This window comes from Kosmotoga arenicorallina S304, from assembly GCF_001636545.1.
In the GTDB taxonomy this organism is placed as follows: Bacteria; Thermotogota; Thermotogae; order Petrotogales; family Kosmotogaceae; genus Kosmotoga_B; species Kosmotoga_B arenicorallina.
Genome location: NZ_JFHK01000003.1, coordinates 76,814 through 94,183 on the forward strand (window position 1 = coordinate 76,814; position 17,370 = coordinate 94,183).

At 39.4% G+C, this 17,370-nt stretch carries 12 protein-coding genes; 4 read left to right on the plus strand and 8 right to left on the minus strand.

What is annotated here, in order from left to right:
- Position 1: 1 nt before the first annotated feature.
- Positions 2-1,066: a glutamate 5-kinase gene (gene proB, locus AT15_RS02015; RefSeq protein ID WP_068345858.1), complete on the plus strand. Its 1,065-nt coding sequence runs from the start codon at positions 2-4 to the stop codon at positions 1,064-1,066.
- Positions 1,067-1,080: 14 nt separating this feature from the next.
- Here the strand turns inward: proB and rd are convergent, their stop codons facing one another.
- Positions 1,081-1,767 (minus strand): rubredoxin, encoded by a 687-nt coding sequence (gene rd / locus AT15_RS10550; RefSeq protein ID WP_068345860.1) that lies wholly within the window; start codon positions 1,765-1,767, stop codon positions 1,081-1,083.
- 310 nt (positions 1,768-2,077) lie between these two features.
- Between rd and AT15_RS02025 the strand changes: the two genes are divergently transcribed.
- On the plus strand, positions 2,078-4,228 hold the full coding sequence (locus AT15_RS02025; RefSeq protein WP_068345862.1) for an efflux RND transporter permease subunit: 2,151 nt from the start codon (positions 2,078-2,080) through the stop codon (positions 4,226-4,228).
- Here AT15_RS02025 and AT15_RS02030 read toward each other — a convergent pair.
- Positions 4,225-6,369 (minus strand): Tex family protein, encoded by a 2,145-nt coding sequence (locus tag AT15_RS02030; protein ID WP_068346054.1) that lies wholly within the window; start codon positions 6,367-6,369, stop codon positions 4,225-4,227. The genes AT15_RS02025 and AT15_RS02030 overlap by 4 nt on opposite strands.
- 8 nt (positions 6,370-6,377) lie before the next feature.
- A complete protein-coding gene (locus tag AT15_RS02035) occupies positions 6,378-7,319 on the minus strand; it encodes a pyruvate kinase (protein WP_068345863.1) in 942 nt (313 codons plus the stop codon).
- A 220-nt stretch (positions 7,320-7,539) separates the two neighbouring features.
- Here AT15_RS02035 and AT15_RS02040 point away from each other — a divergent pair, with 220 nt between their 5' ends.
- Positions 7,540-8,214 (plus strand): hypothetical protein, encoded by a 675-nt coding sequence (locus AT15_RS02040; RefSeq protein ID WP_068345866.1) that lies wholly within the window; start codon positions 7,540-7,542, stop codon positions 8,212-8,214.
- A 24-nt stretch (positions 8,215-8,238) separates the two neighbouring features.
- Here the strand turns inward: AT15_RS02040 and AT15_RS02045 are convergent, their stop codons facing one another.
- The 5 genes from AT15_RS02045 to AT15_RS02065 form a co-directional block, all read right to left on the minus strand.
- Complete coding sequence (locus AT15_RS02045) at positions 8,239-9,009, minus strand: metallophosphoesterase family protein (RefSeq protein WP_068345868.1); 771 nt, start codon at positions 9,007-9,009, stop codon at positions 8,239-8,241.
- Between the two features lie 21 nt (positions 9,010-9,030).
- The gene (locus tag AT15_RS02050) at positions 9,031-9,351 is read right to left on the minus strand and encodes an ArsR/SmtB family transcription factor (RefSeq protein ID WP_068345870.1); all 321 of its coding nucleotides are present in this window, start codon (positions 9,349-9,351) and stop codon (positions 9,031-9,033) included.
- A 15-nt stretch (positions 9,352-9,366) separates the two neighbouring features.
- Complete coding sequence (arsB, locus tag AT15_RS02055; protein WP_068345872.1) at positions 9,367-10,413, minus strand: ACR3 family arsenite efflux transporter; 1,047 nt, start codon at positions 10,411-10,413, stop codon at positions 9,367-9,369.
- 326 nt (positions 10,414-10,739) lie between these two features.
- Complete coding sequence (locus AT15_RS10325; RefSeq protein WP_068345874.1) at positions 10,740-12,956, minus strand: outer membrane protein assembly factor BamB family protein; 2,217 nt, start codon at positions 12,954-12,956, stop codon at positions 10,740-10,742.
- 264 nt (positions 12,957-13,220) lie between these two features.
- A complete protein-coding gene (locus AT15_RS02065) occupies positions 13,221-13,997 on the minus strand; it encodes a carbon-nitrogen hydrolase family protein (RefSeq protein ID WP_068345877.1) in 777 nt (258 codons plus the stop codon).
- A gap of 237 nt (positions 13,998-14,234) precedes the next feature.
- Between AT15_RS02065 and AT15_RS10330 the strand changes: the two genes are divergently transcribed.
- Positions 14,235-17,369 carry a PQQ-binding-like beta-propeller repeat protein gene (locus tag AT15_RS10330; RefSeq protein WP_068345882.1) on the plus strand — a complete coding sequence of 1,045 codons (3,135 nt, stop codon included), beginning with the start codon at positions 14,235-14,237 and terminating at the stop codon, positions 17,367-17,369.
- Position 17,370 lies beyond the last annotated feature (1 nt).

Sequence of the window (17,370 nt, forward strand, 5' to 3'; positions counted from 1 at the left end):
TTTGAAGAAGATCGTAGTAAAAGTGGGTAGCAATTTGCTGGTAAAAGGTAATGGAACAATAGACAAGGAATACATGGTAGAGCTTGCGAGAGTTCTCACCGGGTTCTGGCAAAAAGGCAACCGTGTTGTGCTTGTATCTTCTGGGGCAAAAGCAGCGGGCTATGGAGTGGCTCTTCGCACGGACGTTAATCAAGATCTGTATATCAAGCAGGCATTGTGCGCGGTAGGGCAGGTTCAGCTTATGAAACTCTATGAAAGGGTCTTTGACCTCTATGAAATAAAAGTTGCGCAGTTCCTTATAAACCGTGAAGACTTCAGCGATAGGAAAAGATTCCTAAATCTCAGGAATACGCTAATAGGCTTGCTAGAAATGGGCTTTTTGCCAATAGTAAATGAAAATGATACTGTTTCTACAGAAGAAACCAGTTTTGGCGACAATGACGTGCTTGCAGCTATGTTCTCAATTGGATGGAAAAGCGATTATCTATTCCTTCTATCCACAATAGATGGAATAATAGATGAAACCGGAAAGAAAATCGATGAGTACAATTTCGGTACGCGCTTGAAAAGACTTCCAGGAAGCGGTTGGGGAACAGGGGGCATACAAACGAAGATAAGGGCTGCGAGGGCGGCTTCGGCGGTTGGAATAGAAAGCTGTATATGCAATGGGAAAAAGCTTGAAAACTTGGAGAAATTTATAAAAGGCGAAAATATTGGGGCACGTTTCAAAGCGCGTAATACCATCAATTCAAGGAAAGCCTGGATAGGTTTTCTTTCCTCAACTTCGGGAGTGGCAGTGGTAAACAAAGGCGCTGAAATGGCATTAAAAAAATCCAAAAGTCTATTACCTGTTGGTGTTGTTGAAATCAAAGGAGATTTTCATACCGGAGATATTATCGATGTTTTGAGTGACGATGGAAATAGAATTGGAAAGGGTATTTCAAACTTCGACAGCATCGAAATCAGAAAAATTGCCGGGCTGAAGAGCCAAAAAGCAAAAAAGAAGCTTGGCTACGACTGCCCGACTGTTTTCATACATGCAGACAACTTCTGGAAAGAAGACTAAATTCTGAAAGGTCTTCAGGTTAGTTCTTCAAATTTGTCTTTCCCGACACCGCATACAGGGCACACCCAACTTTCTGGTAACTCAGTGAAAGATGTCCCGGGTGCAATTCCCGATTCAGGGTCGCCATTATTAGGATCGTAGATATATCCGCATACCGTACAACGGTATTTTTTTTCGTCTGATGATTCTTTCCTTTTTTCTTTCACATATGTTGGAGCGGTTTTTGGAGACTTTCCGCCTTTGATTTCATGGTAGTAAGCATATGTCATGGGTGCTTTTTCAGAGACTATTTCAGCTTCAACGAATTTCCCAATAATAACAACATGGGTACCAACATCCATTGAATTCACGACTTCTGCTTCAAAATTTGCAACACAGTAATCTTCAAGCAAAGGTACACCGGTTATTCCTGTTTTATGACTTATATCCTTGAATTTGTCTATATCTCGCCCGGATTTAAATCCAAAATGCCCTATGAGTTTCAAAGGGGTATCTTGTGATAATACGGATATTCCAAATACTTTGCTTTCTCGAATTAAGTCATGGGTAAGGTTTTGCTTGTTTACACAAATAGCTACCGTTGGAGGTTCTGCCAGTACCTGAAATACAACGTTAGCTATCTGCCCGTTTTTCTTTTCACCCATTTTTGATGTAATTACGTATAAGCCATATGTTACTTTAAATAACGCTTCCAGATCCATTTTCTCACCTCCTGGATGTACAAATTTTCAATAAACCCATCATGATAATGCCTATTTCTATTCTACATTACACACCTTACAGTTATTCGCACTTTTAAAGCTCAAGACAAAGATGCACATTCATGCGAAAAAACTTGTGATTATTATAAGATCATTTCAAAGGGATTCATTGCTTTCAAAAGTTTCTTTTATTCTTCCGGATTTCATTACATACATTTAACTTCGAATCTATTACTGTTAGAATTTTTAGCAGGATTATAGTTTATAATTTAAATGATTAAATTTTTAAATTTAGAAAGAAGGCAAACAGGTGCGAAAAAGAACCTCACTAATGATTATCTTTATCTTTGTACTGTCCTCCGTTGTGATGTTTTCCTTTCTGCCAAAGTTAAGTTATGGCACCACCGAGGAGCTCACCTTTCGCGAAGGAAATTCAGCAGAAAATCTCCCGGATAAGCTCCTGATAATAGTTAAAACACCTGGTATTTTTGATCCGAAAAATTCCATAGCTCTTTACAACGCGGTGAAGTCATTAAAAGCAATAGAAGGAGTAATAAAGGTTAATTCCATTTTCGATGCTGCCGATGTTAAACTTAAAGGTTTCAATCTTGATGGAAAGCCATATTTCAACGATGGTAGTCCATCGGAAAACGTCGTTGAGATTTTAAACAATCCTCTTTACGTTGACAATCTCATCGATTCTGAAGGAAAGGTCGCTTTCATTATTCTGGATGTTAAGAATGTCGATCTTGAATCAGTAATTAATGTTCTTAAAAACCTTCCAGAGAATTTTTCTTACAACCTTACGGGCACCCCGGTGGTTGATTATGGAATTCAAAAATCCGTGAAACAACTGATTTTCATTTTTCCTCCGGTGCTTTTTTTCCTCATGTGGCTGATATATTTTTTCAGGCTTGGTGATGCCCGTTCTGCTACCCTTCCACCTTTATTTGCTGCCCTTGCAGCTGGATTTACATATTCTATCGCTGCAATTATAGGGATAAAACTCGATATATTGACATCGACTGCAGGACTTTTTGTCATCGTGGTGAGTTCCTCATACGGGCTTCACGTTATTGACAGGTATCTTCTTTTCAGGTCGGAGCAGAGTCATAGCGGTGCTTTAATGCATGCCATAAAAGATGAAGCTCCATCACTCTTCCTGTCAGCACTTACAACTGCGGTAGGATTTTTGACCTTTCTTTTTAGCTCCATGAAAGCTATGAAAGAACTGGGGTTGCTTGTCTCTCTGGGAGTTGGATTTAGTTTTGTATTTTCGCTGGTAGTAATTCCGGCTTTCATATCTCTTATTGATTTTAAGCCCCATCACAAAAGAATGACCATAAAATTCAAGCTGAAAAGCAAAATTGGAGTAAGTATTTCAATTATCATGCTTGTCTTGCTGGCAATTTCGCCCTTTTTTATAAAGAATTTAGAAGTGAATTCAGACCAATTCGGTTTTTTCAAAAAGAAATCTGATCTGGTTCGTTCGGCAGAAGCCAGTAAAAAGGCTTTTGGCTGGGTCGTTCCTTTTTATGTAGAGCTCAAGAAAGATGGTAATTTCACCGCTAAGGATGCGCCTGTTATTGAAAACCTACTCGATGATCTTCATTCAATTAAAAATGTACATGGTACCAGTTCAATAATGGACATTGTTGACAATTTCAATATCCCCCTCCCAATCATGATGATTTTCTCTCGCACTGAACAGGGACAGGAATTTCTGAACGAATTTGTAGAAGGTAAAAATCTGCGCATAATGGTAAAAACACCTATAACAGATGCAGTGGGTGCAGTAGGGCTTAAGACATCTATTGAAGCAATAATGGAAAAATATTCACAGTACTCATATGAAGTGAGTTCGCCCCTTTTGAATTTCGCGGCTTTGAATATGGACACTTCCAAAAATCAGATAATGACTATATTAATGGCTTACGGGGCAATATTTATATTGTTATTGATTGTTTTCCGCAATTTGCGCTATACCCTTATAGCAATAGTTCCAATAATAGGAACTACCATTATGAACTTCGCTTATATGGCGATCTTTGGTTTAAATCTGGATGTGGGAACATCTATTGTTGCAGGAGTACTCATGGGGCTTATAATTGATTACTCAATTCACTTAATGCTCAGATATCGCACTATTGAAAAGGAAAAGGCTAAAGCGATGGCGATACAAAAAGCCATGGATGATATAGGCCCTGTAATTGTAGCCAGTGGGCTTTCTCTTGGCGCAGGGTTTGGTGCCTTATTTTTCACATCGATGAAAATCTACTCCGATTTGGCTTTACTTCTTGTGTTTGGTGTGACTACTGGTGTGGTTATAACGCTGTTCACAGTACCAACTCTTCTCCGCTTAAGCGAGTTTGCAAAAAAATCTCCCTCAATCAGGAGAGGTATCAGAATGAACAAAAAAAGGGCATCAGCAGCAACTGTTGGTATTGACCACGATAATTAGCTGCTTTCTTGTAAAAGCTCGAGCGCTATTCTTGAACGTTCCAGATCGACCGACAAAACTTTTACCTTTACTATTTGTCCCACGGATAGAATTTCAAGAGGGTCTCTTATTTTTCGCCCCATCTTTGAGCGATGTATTAAACCGTCCTGTTTAACGCCAATATCTACAAAAGCGCCAAAGTCTACAACATTTCTCACAGTCCCTTCCAGCATCATCCCCGGTTGCAATTGTTCCATTGTAAGCACATCATCTCTTAACAAAGGCCTGGGGAGTTCGTCTCTTGGGTCCAGGCCGGGCTTTTTTAAGGCCTCTACAACATCTCTTACAGTTATAGGATTGTATCCCGTACTCTTGCAGAAACCATGAACATCGAATTCCTGGAGCTTATTTCTTAGATCTTCTTTGATTTCTGCAAAATTCTCCAGGGTAATGTCGAAACTTTTAAGCACTGCTTTTGCAATTTGGTATGACTCTGGATGTATCGTGGTGCTATCCAGTGGGTTTTCACCATCGAGTATCCTGCAAAAACCCGCTGCCTGCTCGAATGCTTTGGGGCCAATACCCTTAACTTTCAGTAATTCTTCGCGCTTTTTGAAAAGCCCCTTTTCTTCACGGTACTTCACGATATTCTCCGCGCTTTTTTCATTCAAGCCGGATATATACTTCAGAAGATGTTTTGAAGCTGTGTTCAGGTTAACCCCTGCAAAATTCACAGCTGATTCCACTTCTCTGTCAAGAGCCTTTTTTAGCTTTGCTTTGTTTACATCATGCTGGTACATGCCAACACCTATTGCTTCAGGTGGAATTTTTACATACTCGGCAAGGGGATCCTGAATTCTTCTGGCAATAGAAATCGCTCCTCTGGTTGTTACATCTAAATCCGGGAATTCTTCAATAGCCACCTTTGAAGCTGAATATACCGAAGCGCCAGCTTCTGATACTATAAGATATTTACAATCTAATTTGTTCTTCTTGATAGTTTCAGCAACAAAGAGTTCTGTTTCACGTGATGCTGTCCCGTTCCCGATTGCTATTATTTCAACCCCGAGCCTTTCAACAGCCTCAACTACTTTCATTTCTGCCTGTATGGTTTCGTTCTTTGGAGGGGTGGGATAAATAGTATCATAATACTTCACAGAACCATATTTGCCTATCACGGCAATTTTACAGCCTGTTCGATATCCGGGGTCTATTCCCATGACAACCTTTGAGCCCAGCGGAGGTTGCAACAGCAAATTGCGCAGATTTTTCGAAAAAACAGCTATTGCCCTATTTTCTGCCATTTCTTTTAGTTCGTTTCTTATTTCCCTTTCGATAGATGGTAAGAGAAGACGCTTAAGGGAATCTTTAGCTGCTTCTATCAACTCAGCATAGTACGCGAGTTTATTATCATAATTCATCATTTTCACCACAATGGGCAAAAGGTCATCAGTTGTTTCAATACTAATCTTTATAGCCTTTTCACGCTCACCGCGAAACAAAGCCAGTATTCTGTGGGGAACAAGCTGGGAAATGGGCTGGCTGAAATCATAGTAATCTCTGTAAATTCCCTTTGGATCTTCAGCTTCTCCCCGTTCTGAACGGAGTTTTCCGCTTTTCCTGATTACTTCTCTTAATTTACCTCTCAATGGGAGATTGATGGCTATCTCTTCAGCAATTATGTCCTTTGCCCCATTTATGGCATCATCGATACTATTCACACCTTTTTCTTTGTCGATAAAAGTAGAAATGAGTTCGTCATTTTGTGAAAAGCTGCTCTTCAGTAATTCCGCAAGTGGCGTTAATCCCTTTTCCCTGGCGAGATCGGCTCTGGTTTTCTTTTTGGTTTTATAAGGAGCGTATAAATCTTCAAGCTCCTGAAGAGTTGAAGCCCCTAAAAAGGCTTTCTTTAATTCCTGTGTCAACTTTCCTCGCTCTTCGACAATCCTGATAATCTCCTGTTTTCTTTCATGAAGCTTTTTGAAATGTTCCAGCAGATCTGATATTTCCCTTATCTGAATTTCGTCGAGTTCACCTGTTTTCTCTTTACGATAGCGTGCGATAAATGGAATTGTTTTACCGTCTTCAAGGAGCTCAATGGCATTTTTCACTTTCCACTGTGGGAGTTTCAATTTATCAGCTATTTCGCGAGAAAAATCCATTTTATCGTTCACAAGATAACCTCCTGAATAGTTTTCAAAACTTCAATAGGGAATTTTCCCAAAGCCGTTTCATCTGAAAGGACAATCCCCTTGTAACCATGCTCAACCAGATCCACAAGGTGGCAGATTTCGCTTCTTGTTGGCACGGGATGTTCTACCATATGCTCTAAAACGCCACCTGCCATTAGTACAGGAATCTGGAACTCAGGAATTAGCTTATTGAAATCCCTGTAATACTGTGCAAGCCCTTTATAACCAAGCTGTGCCCCCAAATCTCCCCGACATAGCCACAACTCATCGGCAATTTCCCCAATCTTCAAAAGGGACTCTCGGGTAAGCTCTCGCTCAATTTTGGCAGCAACGTACCTTCCCGATAGGGCTTTCAGTTCTTTAATTTCTTCTGCTGAGTAAGCAAAAGAAAGGGCATATCTTACAAAATCATATCCTTTTGTTCTTTCAACTATCATTTTATCCATATCGGTAATACCTGTAAGATCAATGGGATGTGGAGAAATGTTCAAACCTTTTGCGCCTTCAATGATGCCGCCTTTTAATACAAGCGCTCTTGCAAAATCGATTCCAACATTAAGAATTTTTAGCTTGATTTTCCCGTCAGAAAGGGAAAATTCCTGCTCAGGAACCAGCAATTTTAAGGTTTCAATGTCAATGAGCAGGGCATTGCGCTTTGAAGAATCAGTAACCAGCTCGACCTGTTGGCCTGCTATGAGTTTGAGTTTGGGCTGATAACGGCTTAATCTCAATTTATTTCCTTTCAAATCTATATAAACTGGTAACTCAATTCTTTTGCCCTTAAAAAACTCCAGAAATTTCAAAAGCTTAACTATGCTTAAATGTGAGGAGTTTAATCTTAAAGCTTTTGCACCGCTGTTTATAAGGGCTTCAACAATCTCTGTGTTCTTAATTGTCGCAACGACGAAAAATCCCTTCAAGCAAACACCCCCCTATACAAAAGATTATAAGCTATTTCAGCAAACTCTGTCAGCCTTTTCATATCCTAAAGGTTTCTAAATCATTTGACAGATAATAAGTGTAATAAATTTGCCTTCAAATGATATAATTACATTGCCTTTACCGTTATGTGTTTAATATTCGCACACATAAGAAGCAGATTGTAAATCATTCGATTTTATTAAAAAAAGGGGGGATTTTATGGATCTGACCTTTCTTGACAGCTTGGTTCAGGCGGTTTTTGAAAACTGGTATATTGTCTTGCCTTTCTCTATACTGATGTATTTTGGTGCTCGCTTTTTTGAAGCAGTGACTTTGTTCCTTGTTGGTGCCGCTATTGGTTTTTTCTACATTTTCCCAATAGTGAACAACCAATTTGCTGATTTCATCGGTGGGCTATCCGAACCCATTCAAAACGCACTGCCTATCATTGTTGCTCTGATAATTGCCGTGGCATTTCTTGCAGTTTATAAGGTAGCTGTTTTTATTCTCGTTGCTTTAGCCGCCGGCGGTTTGGTGTATTTCTTTCTTAAAATCGTTGTGGATTATTTGTCTGCTAACGTTGAACAATTGAGCGGTTTTCTCAGCAGCAGTGCAATGACTTATGTAATTATATTCGTGGCCATACTTGCGGCAATAGCCGGAGGGATTGTCGGAAGCAAAAAAAGTAAAAGTGTATTCACAGCAATATCAATTATACTCGGGTCTGTTGGAATAGTACTTTCAGTTTATGTCCTTACAATGAACATGGCTTTTGATGTACCCACAAACGAGCTCACCCAGAATATTTCAGCTATCCATATTTCTGCCATGGGTATTCTCGTTATTCTTCTTTCCATATTTGGCTTAAAAAGAGCTTTTAGACAAGCTGCATAAGAAAAATCCCGCAGGAATTCTTCCTCAAAGGAAGAATTCCTGCTTATTTTCCTTTCTGCTTTCTCCCATATCAAAACTTGACCCCAAAGCAAGAACTGTTGCGAGTTCCATAGGGAGCTCATGTTTAGCGAGTTTTTCTATTGTTATTTTGATAGGATATTCAACCCTAACAAATTCATACTTCAATGTTCCCTTATTTACATCAATAATCAAATAAGATGCCCTTGGGTCGCCATCTTTCGGCCTACCAACACTGCCGTCATTGAAAATGTACTTTCCTTTAATCCACATTGCCATGGGCAAGTGTGTGTGGCCGTTTACAATTACATCGGCATCTGTTGAGGAAACAATTTGTTCAAGACGCTCAGACTCAGTATCGGGTTTTACATATTCAAGTAAATGATTCAATGGGCTGCCATGAACAAGAAGAAATTTCACTTTCTCCACTTCAAATTCAAGTTTTTTCGGCAAAGCTTTCAAAAAGATTTTTGATTTGTCAGAGGTGTTTTTAATAGACCAATTAAGCGTAATATCACCTATTTCCGTTTCTCTTCCGGGGTTATAAGAACAACCACAGCTTTCTTTTTCATTGCCTATCGCATCATCATAATTTCCCATAATGGTGGTAATATTTTGCTTCATTATCGTTCTTACAACCTCTTCAGGGTCCGGTCCGTAGCCAACAAGGTCACCAATACAATACAATTTATCTATATTTTTCTCCTTAATATCCTCAAGCACCGCATTGAGCGCCTCAAGATTTCCATGAATATCTGAAATGAATGCAAGTCTCATGTTGCTACCTCCATTATCTCCTTAGTGGCACGCTCTCTTTAATTCCTTTTTCTCTATGGCGTATTCCTTTTTAGTGAGTTCTATAATTTCTTTTATGAAAGGCTCATATGGCCTGGAAGGGTTGTAATATCTCCAGCGTCCCTCTTGCCTAACGTCGATAAGCCTTATATCAAGCAATTCCTTTAAGTGCCTTGAAATAGTAGGCTGGGGAACATCAATAAGTTCCTTGAAGTCACACACACAAAGTTCATCATACGTGTCTATAAGAGCAAGCATTTTGAGATTTAGTTCTTTGCTTAGAACCTTTAAAATATCTGATAACATTATTGCTTTCGATTTCACTATAATCCCTCTTTCCTAGTTAGCAAATGAGAATTTTTCTCTGTTCCTTTTCATTATAGCAACAAGTGAAAGCATTACAGGAACTTCAACAAGCACTCCAACGACCGTTGCAAGAGCAGCACCTGAATCCATGCCAAAAAGGATCAGAGCCACAGCAATAGAGAGTTCAAAGAAATTTGACGCACCTATGAATGCAGAGGGTGCTGCTTCAAAATACTCTATTTTCAACGCTTTTGCTCCCATGTAGCCAATGAAAAATATCAGATAGGTTTGAAAAATCAAAGGAATTGCTATTAGGAGTATATGAAAGGGGTTCTCAAAAATCGTCTTTCCCTGAAACATGAATACAAAGACGAGAGTAAGAAGCAACCCAATTTTAGTAAAGGGATCAAAACGAGGAATGACTTTTTCTTCAAGATACTCCTTACTCTTATTCCGAACAACAAGGTGCCTTGTTATAATCGCTAAAAGCAATGGTATAGCAACGTAAAAAATTACGGACCAAAATATTGTTGAAAAGGGTACAGGAAAACCCGTTGATACTCCTATAAGTAATTTTCCAAGAGGTGCAAAAACAAATAAAATAACCAGATCATTGATTGCAACCTGAACCAGTGCGTAGTTAATGTTTCCTTTTGCAAGATAAGTCCATACAAGAACCATTGCTGTGCACGGAGCAAGCCCTAAAAGTATCATACCTGCGATATACTCATTAGCCAATACATCTGGAATAAACGACGCAAAAATAAACCTCATAAACAACCAGGAAAGAATGGCCATCGTAAAGGGTTTGATTGCCCAGTTGACAATGAGTGTCAAAAACAGCGGCTTTGAGTTTTTCTTAACATTAACAACTTCTTTGAACTCGATTTTTAACATGATGGGATACATCATAAACAGAAGAACTATTGCAACTGGAATCGATACATTGGCTATCTCCCAGCTTCCTAAATCATCAGCCAGCTTTGGCCAAAAATTTCCAATCACTGCACCAAGAATCATTGAAATAGCTACCCAAATTGAAAGATACTTGCTGAAGAAGTCTAATCTTTCTTCTGGCATATCATAACCTCCAATGATATATTCATATATTCGAATATATGAATATAATAACAGAAAATATTTTTTTGTCCACATGCTGATTCGATACTCATTTTAAAAGCGGATTAGGGTCTGGAGTGCAAGGTATATTCGTAGTGTTTTTTTCGTTGTAGGTTGTGCGCAAATCTTGTTCAATTCTTCTAGTGAATATGAAATGTTTGACGTACAACGCACAACCTACAACGTTTTAATTATCTCTCGTTCTATTCTCGCAACTCGTTACTCAAATCTCGGTTGCTTCATCTCGATTCTCGTTTTCATTTTATCGGATTTTTGATTCTCGGCATTTACGGTACCGGAACCATGCCTGTGTGTTTTTCATCATGACGGAACATAGGCCAATCTGAATTCGCAGGACCGCCACTGTTGCCTTTGAGAGCGTAAAGAAACCACCCAACACCTACATAAATAGTGCCATTATTACTGATGACAGGTGATGAATATACATAATCCCCCAATAAATATTCCCATTTTTTCGTTCCATCAGCGTTTATTGCGTAAAAACCTGCATAATAGGTTCTGACATAAATAGTCCCGTCAGCACCTATTGCTGGAGACGAATATATAAAATCTGAAACTGAAAATTCCCATTTTTTTGTCCCATCTGGGTTTATCGCATAAAGCTTTCCGTCAAGGCTTCCAATATAAATTGTGCTATCAACACCAATTGCAGGTGATGAATATATCCGATCCCCAGTTCGAAATTCCCACTTTTTTGTCCCATCTGGGTTTATCGCATAAAGCTTACCATCATAACTTCCAACATATATAGTTCCATCACTGCCTATTGCAGGGGATGAATGAACCAAATTTCCTGTTTGAAATATCCATACCAATGTGCCATCCGGGCTTATAGCGTAAAGATTAAAATCATTGCTTCCTACATATATCGTCCCGTCAGCACCTATCGAAGGTGATGAATCTACCCCCCCTGATGTTGCAAATGACCATTTTTTTGTACCGTCTGGATTTATTGCGTAGAGATTGTTGTCCAGACTTCCAATATAAATAGTACCATCAGGGCCTATTGCGGGTGATGAATTGACAGCCCCAGAAAACTCGAATTTCCATACTTGAGTTCCTTCTGGACTGACTGCATACAAATGACCGTCATAACTTCCAATGTAAATGGTACCGTCATTTCCTATTGCTGGAGACGAGTCCACATCGTCACTTGCCTCAAATTTCCATTTTACAGTTCCATCAGGATTAATGGCATGCAAATAATTATCTCGACTTCCCACATAAACAGTACCGTCGTTACCAATAGCTGGTGATGATATTGTCCTGTAACCAGTTTGATATTTCCACTTAAATACAGTTGTTTTGAAGCTCCACAGAGAACCTTCGCTCATTCCTCCAAAGTTATCATGCGCGATTATTTTCCAGTAATACACTGTATTTCCATCGAGTTCTCCTGGATTAAATATTGTATTTGTTGTATTAGCAATTAAAATTGTGGGAGATGCACTTGTACCAAAATACACATCGTAACTCAGTGAATCCCCGTCAGGGTCACTGCAACTCCATGAAAGAGTAGGATTAAGGGAAACATCTACCTCGTCATTTGCCGGTGATGGGTCTGCTGGTGATAGAGGCGCTCTGTTAACATCCGTTACTGTTATTACAAACGTGTCTGTCGCATTTCCGCCCCAGCCATCACTTGCTTCTATCTCCACATTATATGTTCCTGATGCTTCATAATCCGGGCTGTAAGTATATGTCGCATCCGTTATAGTCCCTACTCCATTCAATATGGTGAAAATTAATGTGTCATTGTCGAGATCAGTTGCATATTCTGTCAGATCCAGAGTCAATGTCTCTCCTTCGTTTACACTCTGGTCACTTATGTCTATTTTAGGAACCCTGTTTGCAGTTGAAAAGCTCCAGATATCTCCTTCTGTTTCTATTCCTCTGTTATCTTTTGCAATTATTTTCCAGTAATAGGTTTTGTGGACATCTAAAATGCCCGGGTTGTACTCTTTTAATGAAATATCAGTCGCAACAAGCTTTATCGGGATTGGATTTGTACCAAAATACACATCAAATTTTATCGGGTCACCATCAGGATCAATGCAATTCCAGGAAAGGATTGGGTTGTGAGAAACATCAATTGCATCATCTGCAGGGAATGGATTCATAGGACAGACAGGTGCTCTGTTGACATCTATCACTGTTATCATAAATGTATCTGTCGCATTTCCACCCCAGCTATCACTTGCTTCTATCTCCACATTATATGTTCCTGATGCTTCGTAACCCGGATTGAATCTATATGTATTTGAAATTATCTTTCCAACTCCATATAGCAATTTGAAGGTTAATTCGTTTCCATCCGGATCCAAGACATATTCTGATAGGTTAAGTTTAAGGGTATCCCCTTCTTTAACGCTCTGATCAGGAATATCAGAAAATACCGGGGGAGAATTAAGTTTTAGACAGCCTGTACTTAGCAAGAGGATAAGAATAGAAAAAATAACCGATGAAATTACTCTTCTTTTCACTCAAATCTCTCCTTTGTATAAAGAGATTTTTTGGAGTGCTTCAGTTTTTAGACTTTGTTTTTTCAAATACAAAATCGATATGTAACATAGGCAATTCTTCTCTTTATAAATATTTGAGTCGTGTTGAAATCATCTTCATGCTATCACTTTCATAAAAGGAAACAAATAAAAAAATATAGTCAAAATAAAAAAATGATAAAAAACTTCCTTCCCATTTTTCTTCTTAACTAAGTACAAATTTTCTTTGTACTATATATCTGCTTCTCATCTTTGTTCCTGAGGACTATTTTCAAGATCTATTTCAACATATAAAAGCCCTTGTTTGTGAAGTGGTAGTTCAGCAATTATATTTCCAAGTTTATCCACCGCCATTGCTCCACCAAAGGAGTCTTCAATAATTCCATCTCCAAGGCAGTTGGCCACTAAACAATTAGTTTTAGCTTGTGCAAGGCGTTCAAGATAAAACCATTTTTCATCAGTATCCCACCAGTGCTGGACGTTATCTACCTTGTAAAAACTCCTTGCCATGGGGACAAGCAGTATATCTGGTTTGAGTTTTTTTACTTGCTCAAGCGCATCGTCGTGAAAAAGCTCGCCACAAATGAGAAAAGCAACTCTGCCAAAAGGAGTCTCAATTGCAAGGTGTTCTGATCCTTCTTTATAAACTTCTTCTGGGGCTTTTGGCGAATGCCAGCCTGAATCTGTTCGACGATGTTTCAAAACAATACGTCCATCAAATGAAATTAGTACTGCACTATCGTATAAGACCCCATCTTCTATTTCAAAAAAACCTGTGGCTATCCAGATTCCCAGTTCTCTGGATAACGATACAAGCTCATTTATGTATTTCCCTGAAATACTTTCGCCTAAAGTGAGATCCTTTTCTGGCGAATCGGTATTAACCAACCCGGTAAAAGCTGCTTCAGGGAAAAGAATTAGCTCTGCACCATTTTCAGCCGCTTCATTAATTAAACTTTTAATTATTGAGAAATTTTCTTCCTTTCTAGAATGAATTTTATTGACCGCAATAGCAAATTTCATGAGGCATTCATCCTTTCTTTCTTAATTTCGGCAAAGATTTTATCACAGTTTTCAATTTCTGCAACCGGTTCAAAACTCTAAAAACATATTCGCACAAATTAGAAAGGATTATCATGTTACTAATTGAAAATTTGTTTAGATCTTATCTATTAATAATTCGACTGATTTTTTCTTTTCATTAATTATGTGTCATTCTCGATTTTGTATAATATTATATAAAGTACTGGGGGTGGGTTTATGAAAAAATTTATCTCTCTGGTAATAGTTACTATTTTACTTTCTATACTTATTTCTTGTGCACGGTTGGTGAATGAACCACCTAGATATCCCGATAACCCTATCCCTTCTGATGATGCTACGAATGTTGAATTGTCGGTTATATTAAAATGGGAATGTTCTGATCCTGATGAAGACCCAATAAAATATGATGTGTATTTTGGTATAGATTCAGTTCCAACAACACTTGTTGCAACTGATATTTCATTAAAAGAGTACAACCCGGGCATTTTAGATGTACACACAACCTATTATTGGAAAATAGTTGCGAAAGATGCGAGAGCAAAAACTGAAGGCCCTGTATGGAGTTTTACAACATTAAACAATGATCCTGCAACACCGACATATCTTTTTCCCGATGATTCAGCAGAGCTTGAAATACCCGTGATACTCAGCTGGGAATGTTCTGATCCAGATAGTGATTCTCTAACATACGATATATACTTTGGCACAGACACAACACCGCCACTTTTTGTTTCAGGGGTTTCAGAAACATCATATACCCTGAATGAGTTGATTGGTAATAAAACATACTACTGGAAAGTGGTTGCTAAAGATGGCTATGGAGGAGAAGCAGAAGGGCCTGTCTGGAGTTTCACGACGATAAATAGAGCTCCTGCAACGCCTACATATCTCTCCCCCGCTGATGCTTCAACCGAGCTTGAAATACCCGTGGCACTCAGCTGGGAATGTTCTGATTCAGATGATGATTCACTAACATATGATATATACTTTGGCACAAACACAACTCCACCTCTTTTAACTACAGGAATTTCAGACACTTCTTATACCCCTGATGGAATAACTGGCCATACAACATATTACTGGAAAGTGGTTGCTAAAGATGGTTTTGGAGGAGAAACTGAAGGACCTATCTGGAGTTTCTCAACTGTAAACAGAGTTCCGGAAATAGACATAAGCGACCAGAGTGTAAACGAAGGAGAGACACTGACTTTGAACCTGACAGAATATGCCACTGATCTTGACAAGGACTCACTGGCTTTCACCATATTAAATGGGGTAGGGAGTATAACAGATACTACATACATCTACAGCCCGGATTACGAGGCATCAGGCACGTATAATATAGAGATAGAAGTAAGTGATGGATGGGGAGGGAATGCGACAGATACCTTTGCAATAACGGTAATGGATGTCAACAGAGCACCCCTATCACCATCAGACCCCTCACCGGCAAATGGCGAGGTAGATGTATCCCTCAATCCTGCTCTCTCATGGAGTTGCAGTGACCCTGATGGAGATCCTCTGAGTTATGATGTGTATTTTGGTATAGATCCAATTCCAGCAACACTTGTTGCGACCGAGATTGCATTATCGGAATACACTCCAGATACCCTTGATATTCACACAACCTATTACTGGAAAATAGTTGCAAAAGATAACAGAGGCGGGGAAACAGAAGGTCCTGTATGGAGCTTTACAACATTTAACAATGATCCTGCAACACCGACATATCTCTCCCCCGCTGATGCTTCAACCGAGCTGGAAATACCCGTGACAATCAGCTGGGATTGTTCTGACCCAGATGGGGATTCTCTGAGTTATGACATATATCTTGGAACAAATCCGACCGCTCCGCCTTTATACACATCAGGAATTGCTGATACATTTCTTGCACTGAACGATATAATTGGCCATACGACATACTACTGGAAAATAGTTGCCAGAGATGATTTTGGTGGAGAAAGCGAAGGACCCATATGGAGCTTTTCAACTGCAAATAGAGAGCCTCAGATACCCACAAATCCATTTCCGAATGATGGGGAAGATTCCGTTGATGTTTCTATAACACTCAGCTGGGAATGTTCTGATCCAGATGGTGATTCACTAACATATGATATATACTTTGGCACAAATACAACCCCACCATTAGTAGAGAGCGATTATTCAAAGATAACATACAATCCCGGAACTCTGGAGAGCACAACCACATATTACTGGAAAATAGTTGCAAAAGACGGAGAAGGTAGTGTTATTTCAGGCCCAATTTGGAGCTTCACAACTATGTCAGCTGGCACAAAAAAATGGGAGTTCGAGCTTCCCGGTGGTTCAGTTAGATGGTTTGACTCAAGCCCTGCGATAGGCAGCGATGGCACTATTTACATCGGCTCATATGATAACTATCTCTACGCAATAAATCCCGATGGCACAAAGAAATGGGAGTTTGATACTGCTGATTTGATTGAATCGAGCCCGGCAATAGGGGCTGATGGTACGATTTATATCGGTTCCCGTATTAGTGCTTCGGAGAATCCAAGTTTATATGCGATAAATCCTGATGGCACAAAGGAATGGGAGTTTTACACTGATGATTGGGTTTATTCTACTCCTGCCATAGGTGACGATGGCACGATATACATAGGTTCCTTTGATACCAAACTTTATGCAATAAATCCCGATGGCACTAAGAAATGGGAGTTTGATACTGCTGATTTGATTGAATCGAGCCCGGTAATAGGCAGCGATGGCACCATATATGTTGGTTCAGAAGATACTAAACTATATGCGATAAACCCCGATGGCACTAAGAAATGGGAGTTTGCCACCGGAGGCGCTATAAGTTCAAGCCCCGCAATAGGAAGCGACGGTACCATATATATAGGCTCTGATGATACCAAGTTGTATGCGATAAACCCTGATGGTACTAAGAAATGGGAGTTTGCCACTGGAGGTGCTATAAAGTCAAGCCCCGCAATAGGAAGCGACGGTACCATATATATAGGCTCAAATGATACTAAATTATATGCGATAAACCCTGATGGCACTAAGAAATGGGAGTTTGTCACAGGAGGTGCTATAAAGTCAAGCCCCGCAATAGGAGCCGATGGTACAATTTATTTCGGATCATCCGATCGTAAATGGTATGCTCTTTATCCCGATGGCACCAAAAAAAGGGAATTTCTTACCGGTGGAGAAATAGAATCAAGTCCAGCAATATGGGACGATGGAACTGTTTATTTTGGTTCGCGGGATAATAAATTATATGCAGTATACGACGATAATGGAGGGTTAGCAAATACCCCCTGGCCAAAATTTCACCATGATAGCTTTAACACGGGCAATTACAGCCATTGAT

Excerpts from the sequence above, each read along its gene's own strand:
- AT15_RS10330 (WP_068345882.1), top strand. The coding sequence starts at position 14,235 with ATGAAAAAATTTATCTCTCTGGTAATAGTTACTATTTTACTTTCTATA.
- AT15_RS02045 (WP_068345868.1), bottom strand. The coding sequence starts at position 9,009 with ATGAGACTTGCATTCATTTCAGATATTCATGGAAATCTTGAGGCGCTC.
- rd (WP_068345860.1), bottom strand. The coding sequence starts at position 1,767 with ATGGATCTGGAAGCGTTATTTAAAGTAACATATGGCTTATACGTAATT.
- arsB (WP_068345872.1), bottom strand. The coding sequence starts at position 10,413 with ATGCCAGAAGAAAGATTAGACTTCTTCAGCAAGTATCTTTCAATTTGG.
- AT15_RS02030 (WP_068346054.1), bottom strand. The coding sequence starts at position 6,369 with ATGGATTTTTCTCGCGAAATAGCTGATAAATTGAAACTCCCACAGTGG.
- AT15_RS02065 (WP_068345877.1), bottom strand. The coding sequence starts at position 13,997 with ATGAAATTTGCTATTGCGGTCAATAAAATTCATTCTAGAAAGGAAGAA.
- AT15_RS02040 (WP_068345866.1), top strand. The coding sequence starts at position 7,540 with ATGGATCTGACCTTTCTTGACAGCTTGGTTCAGGCGGTTTTTGAAAAC.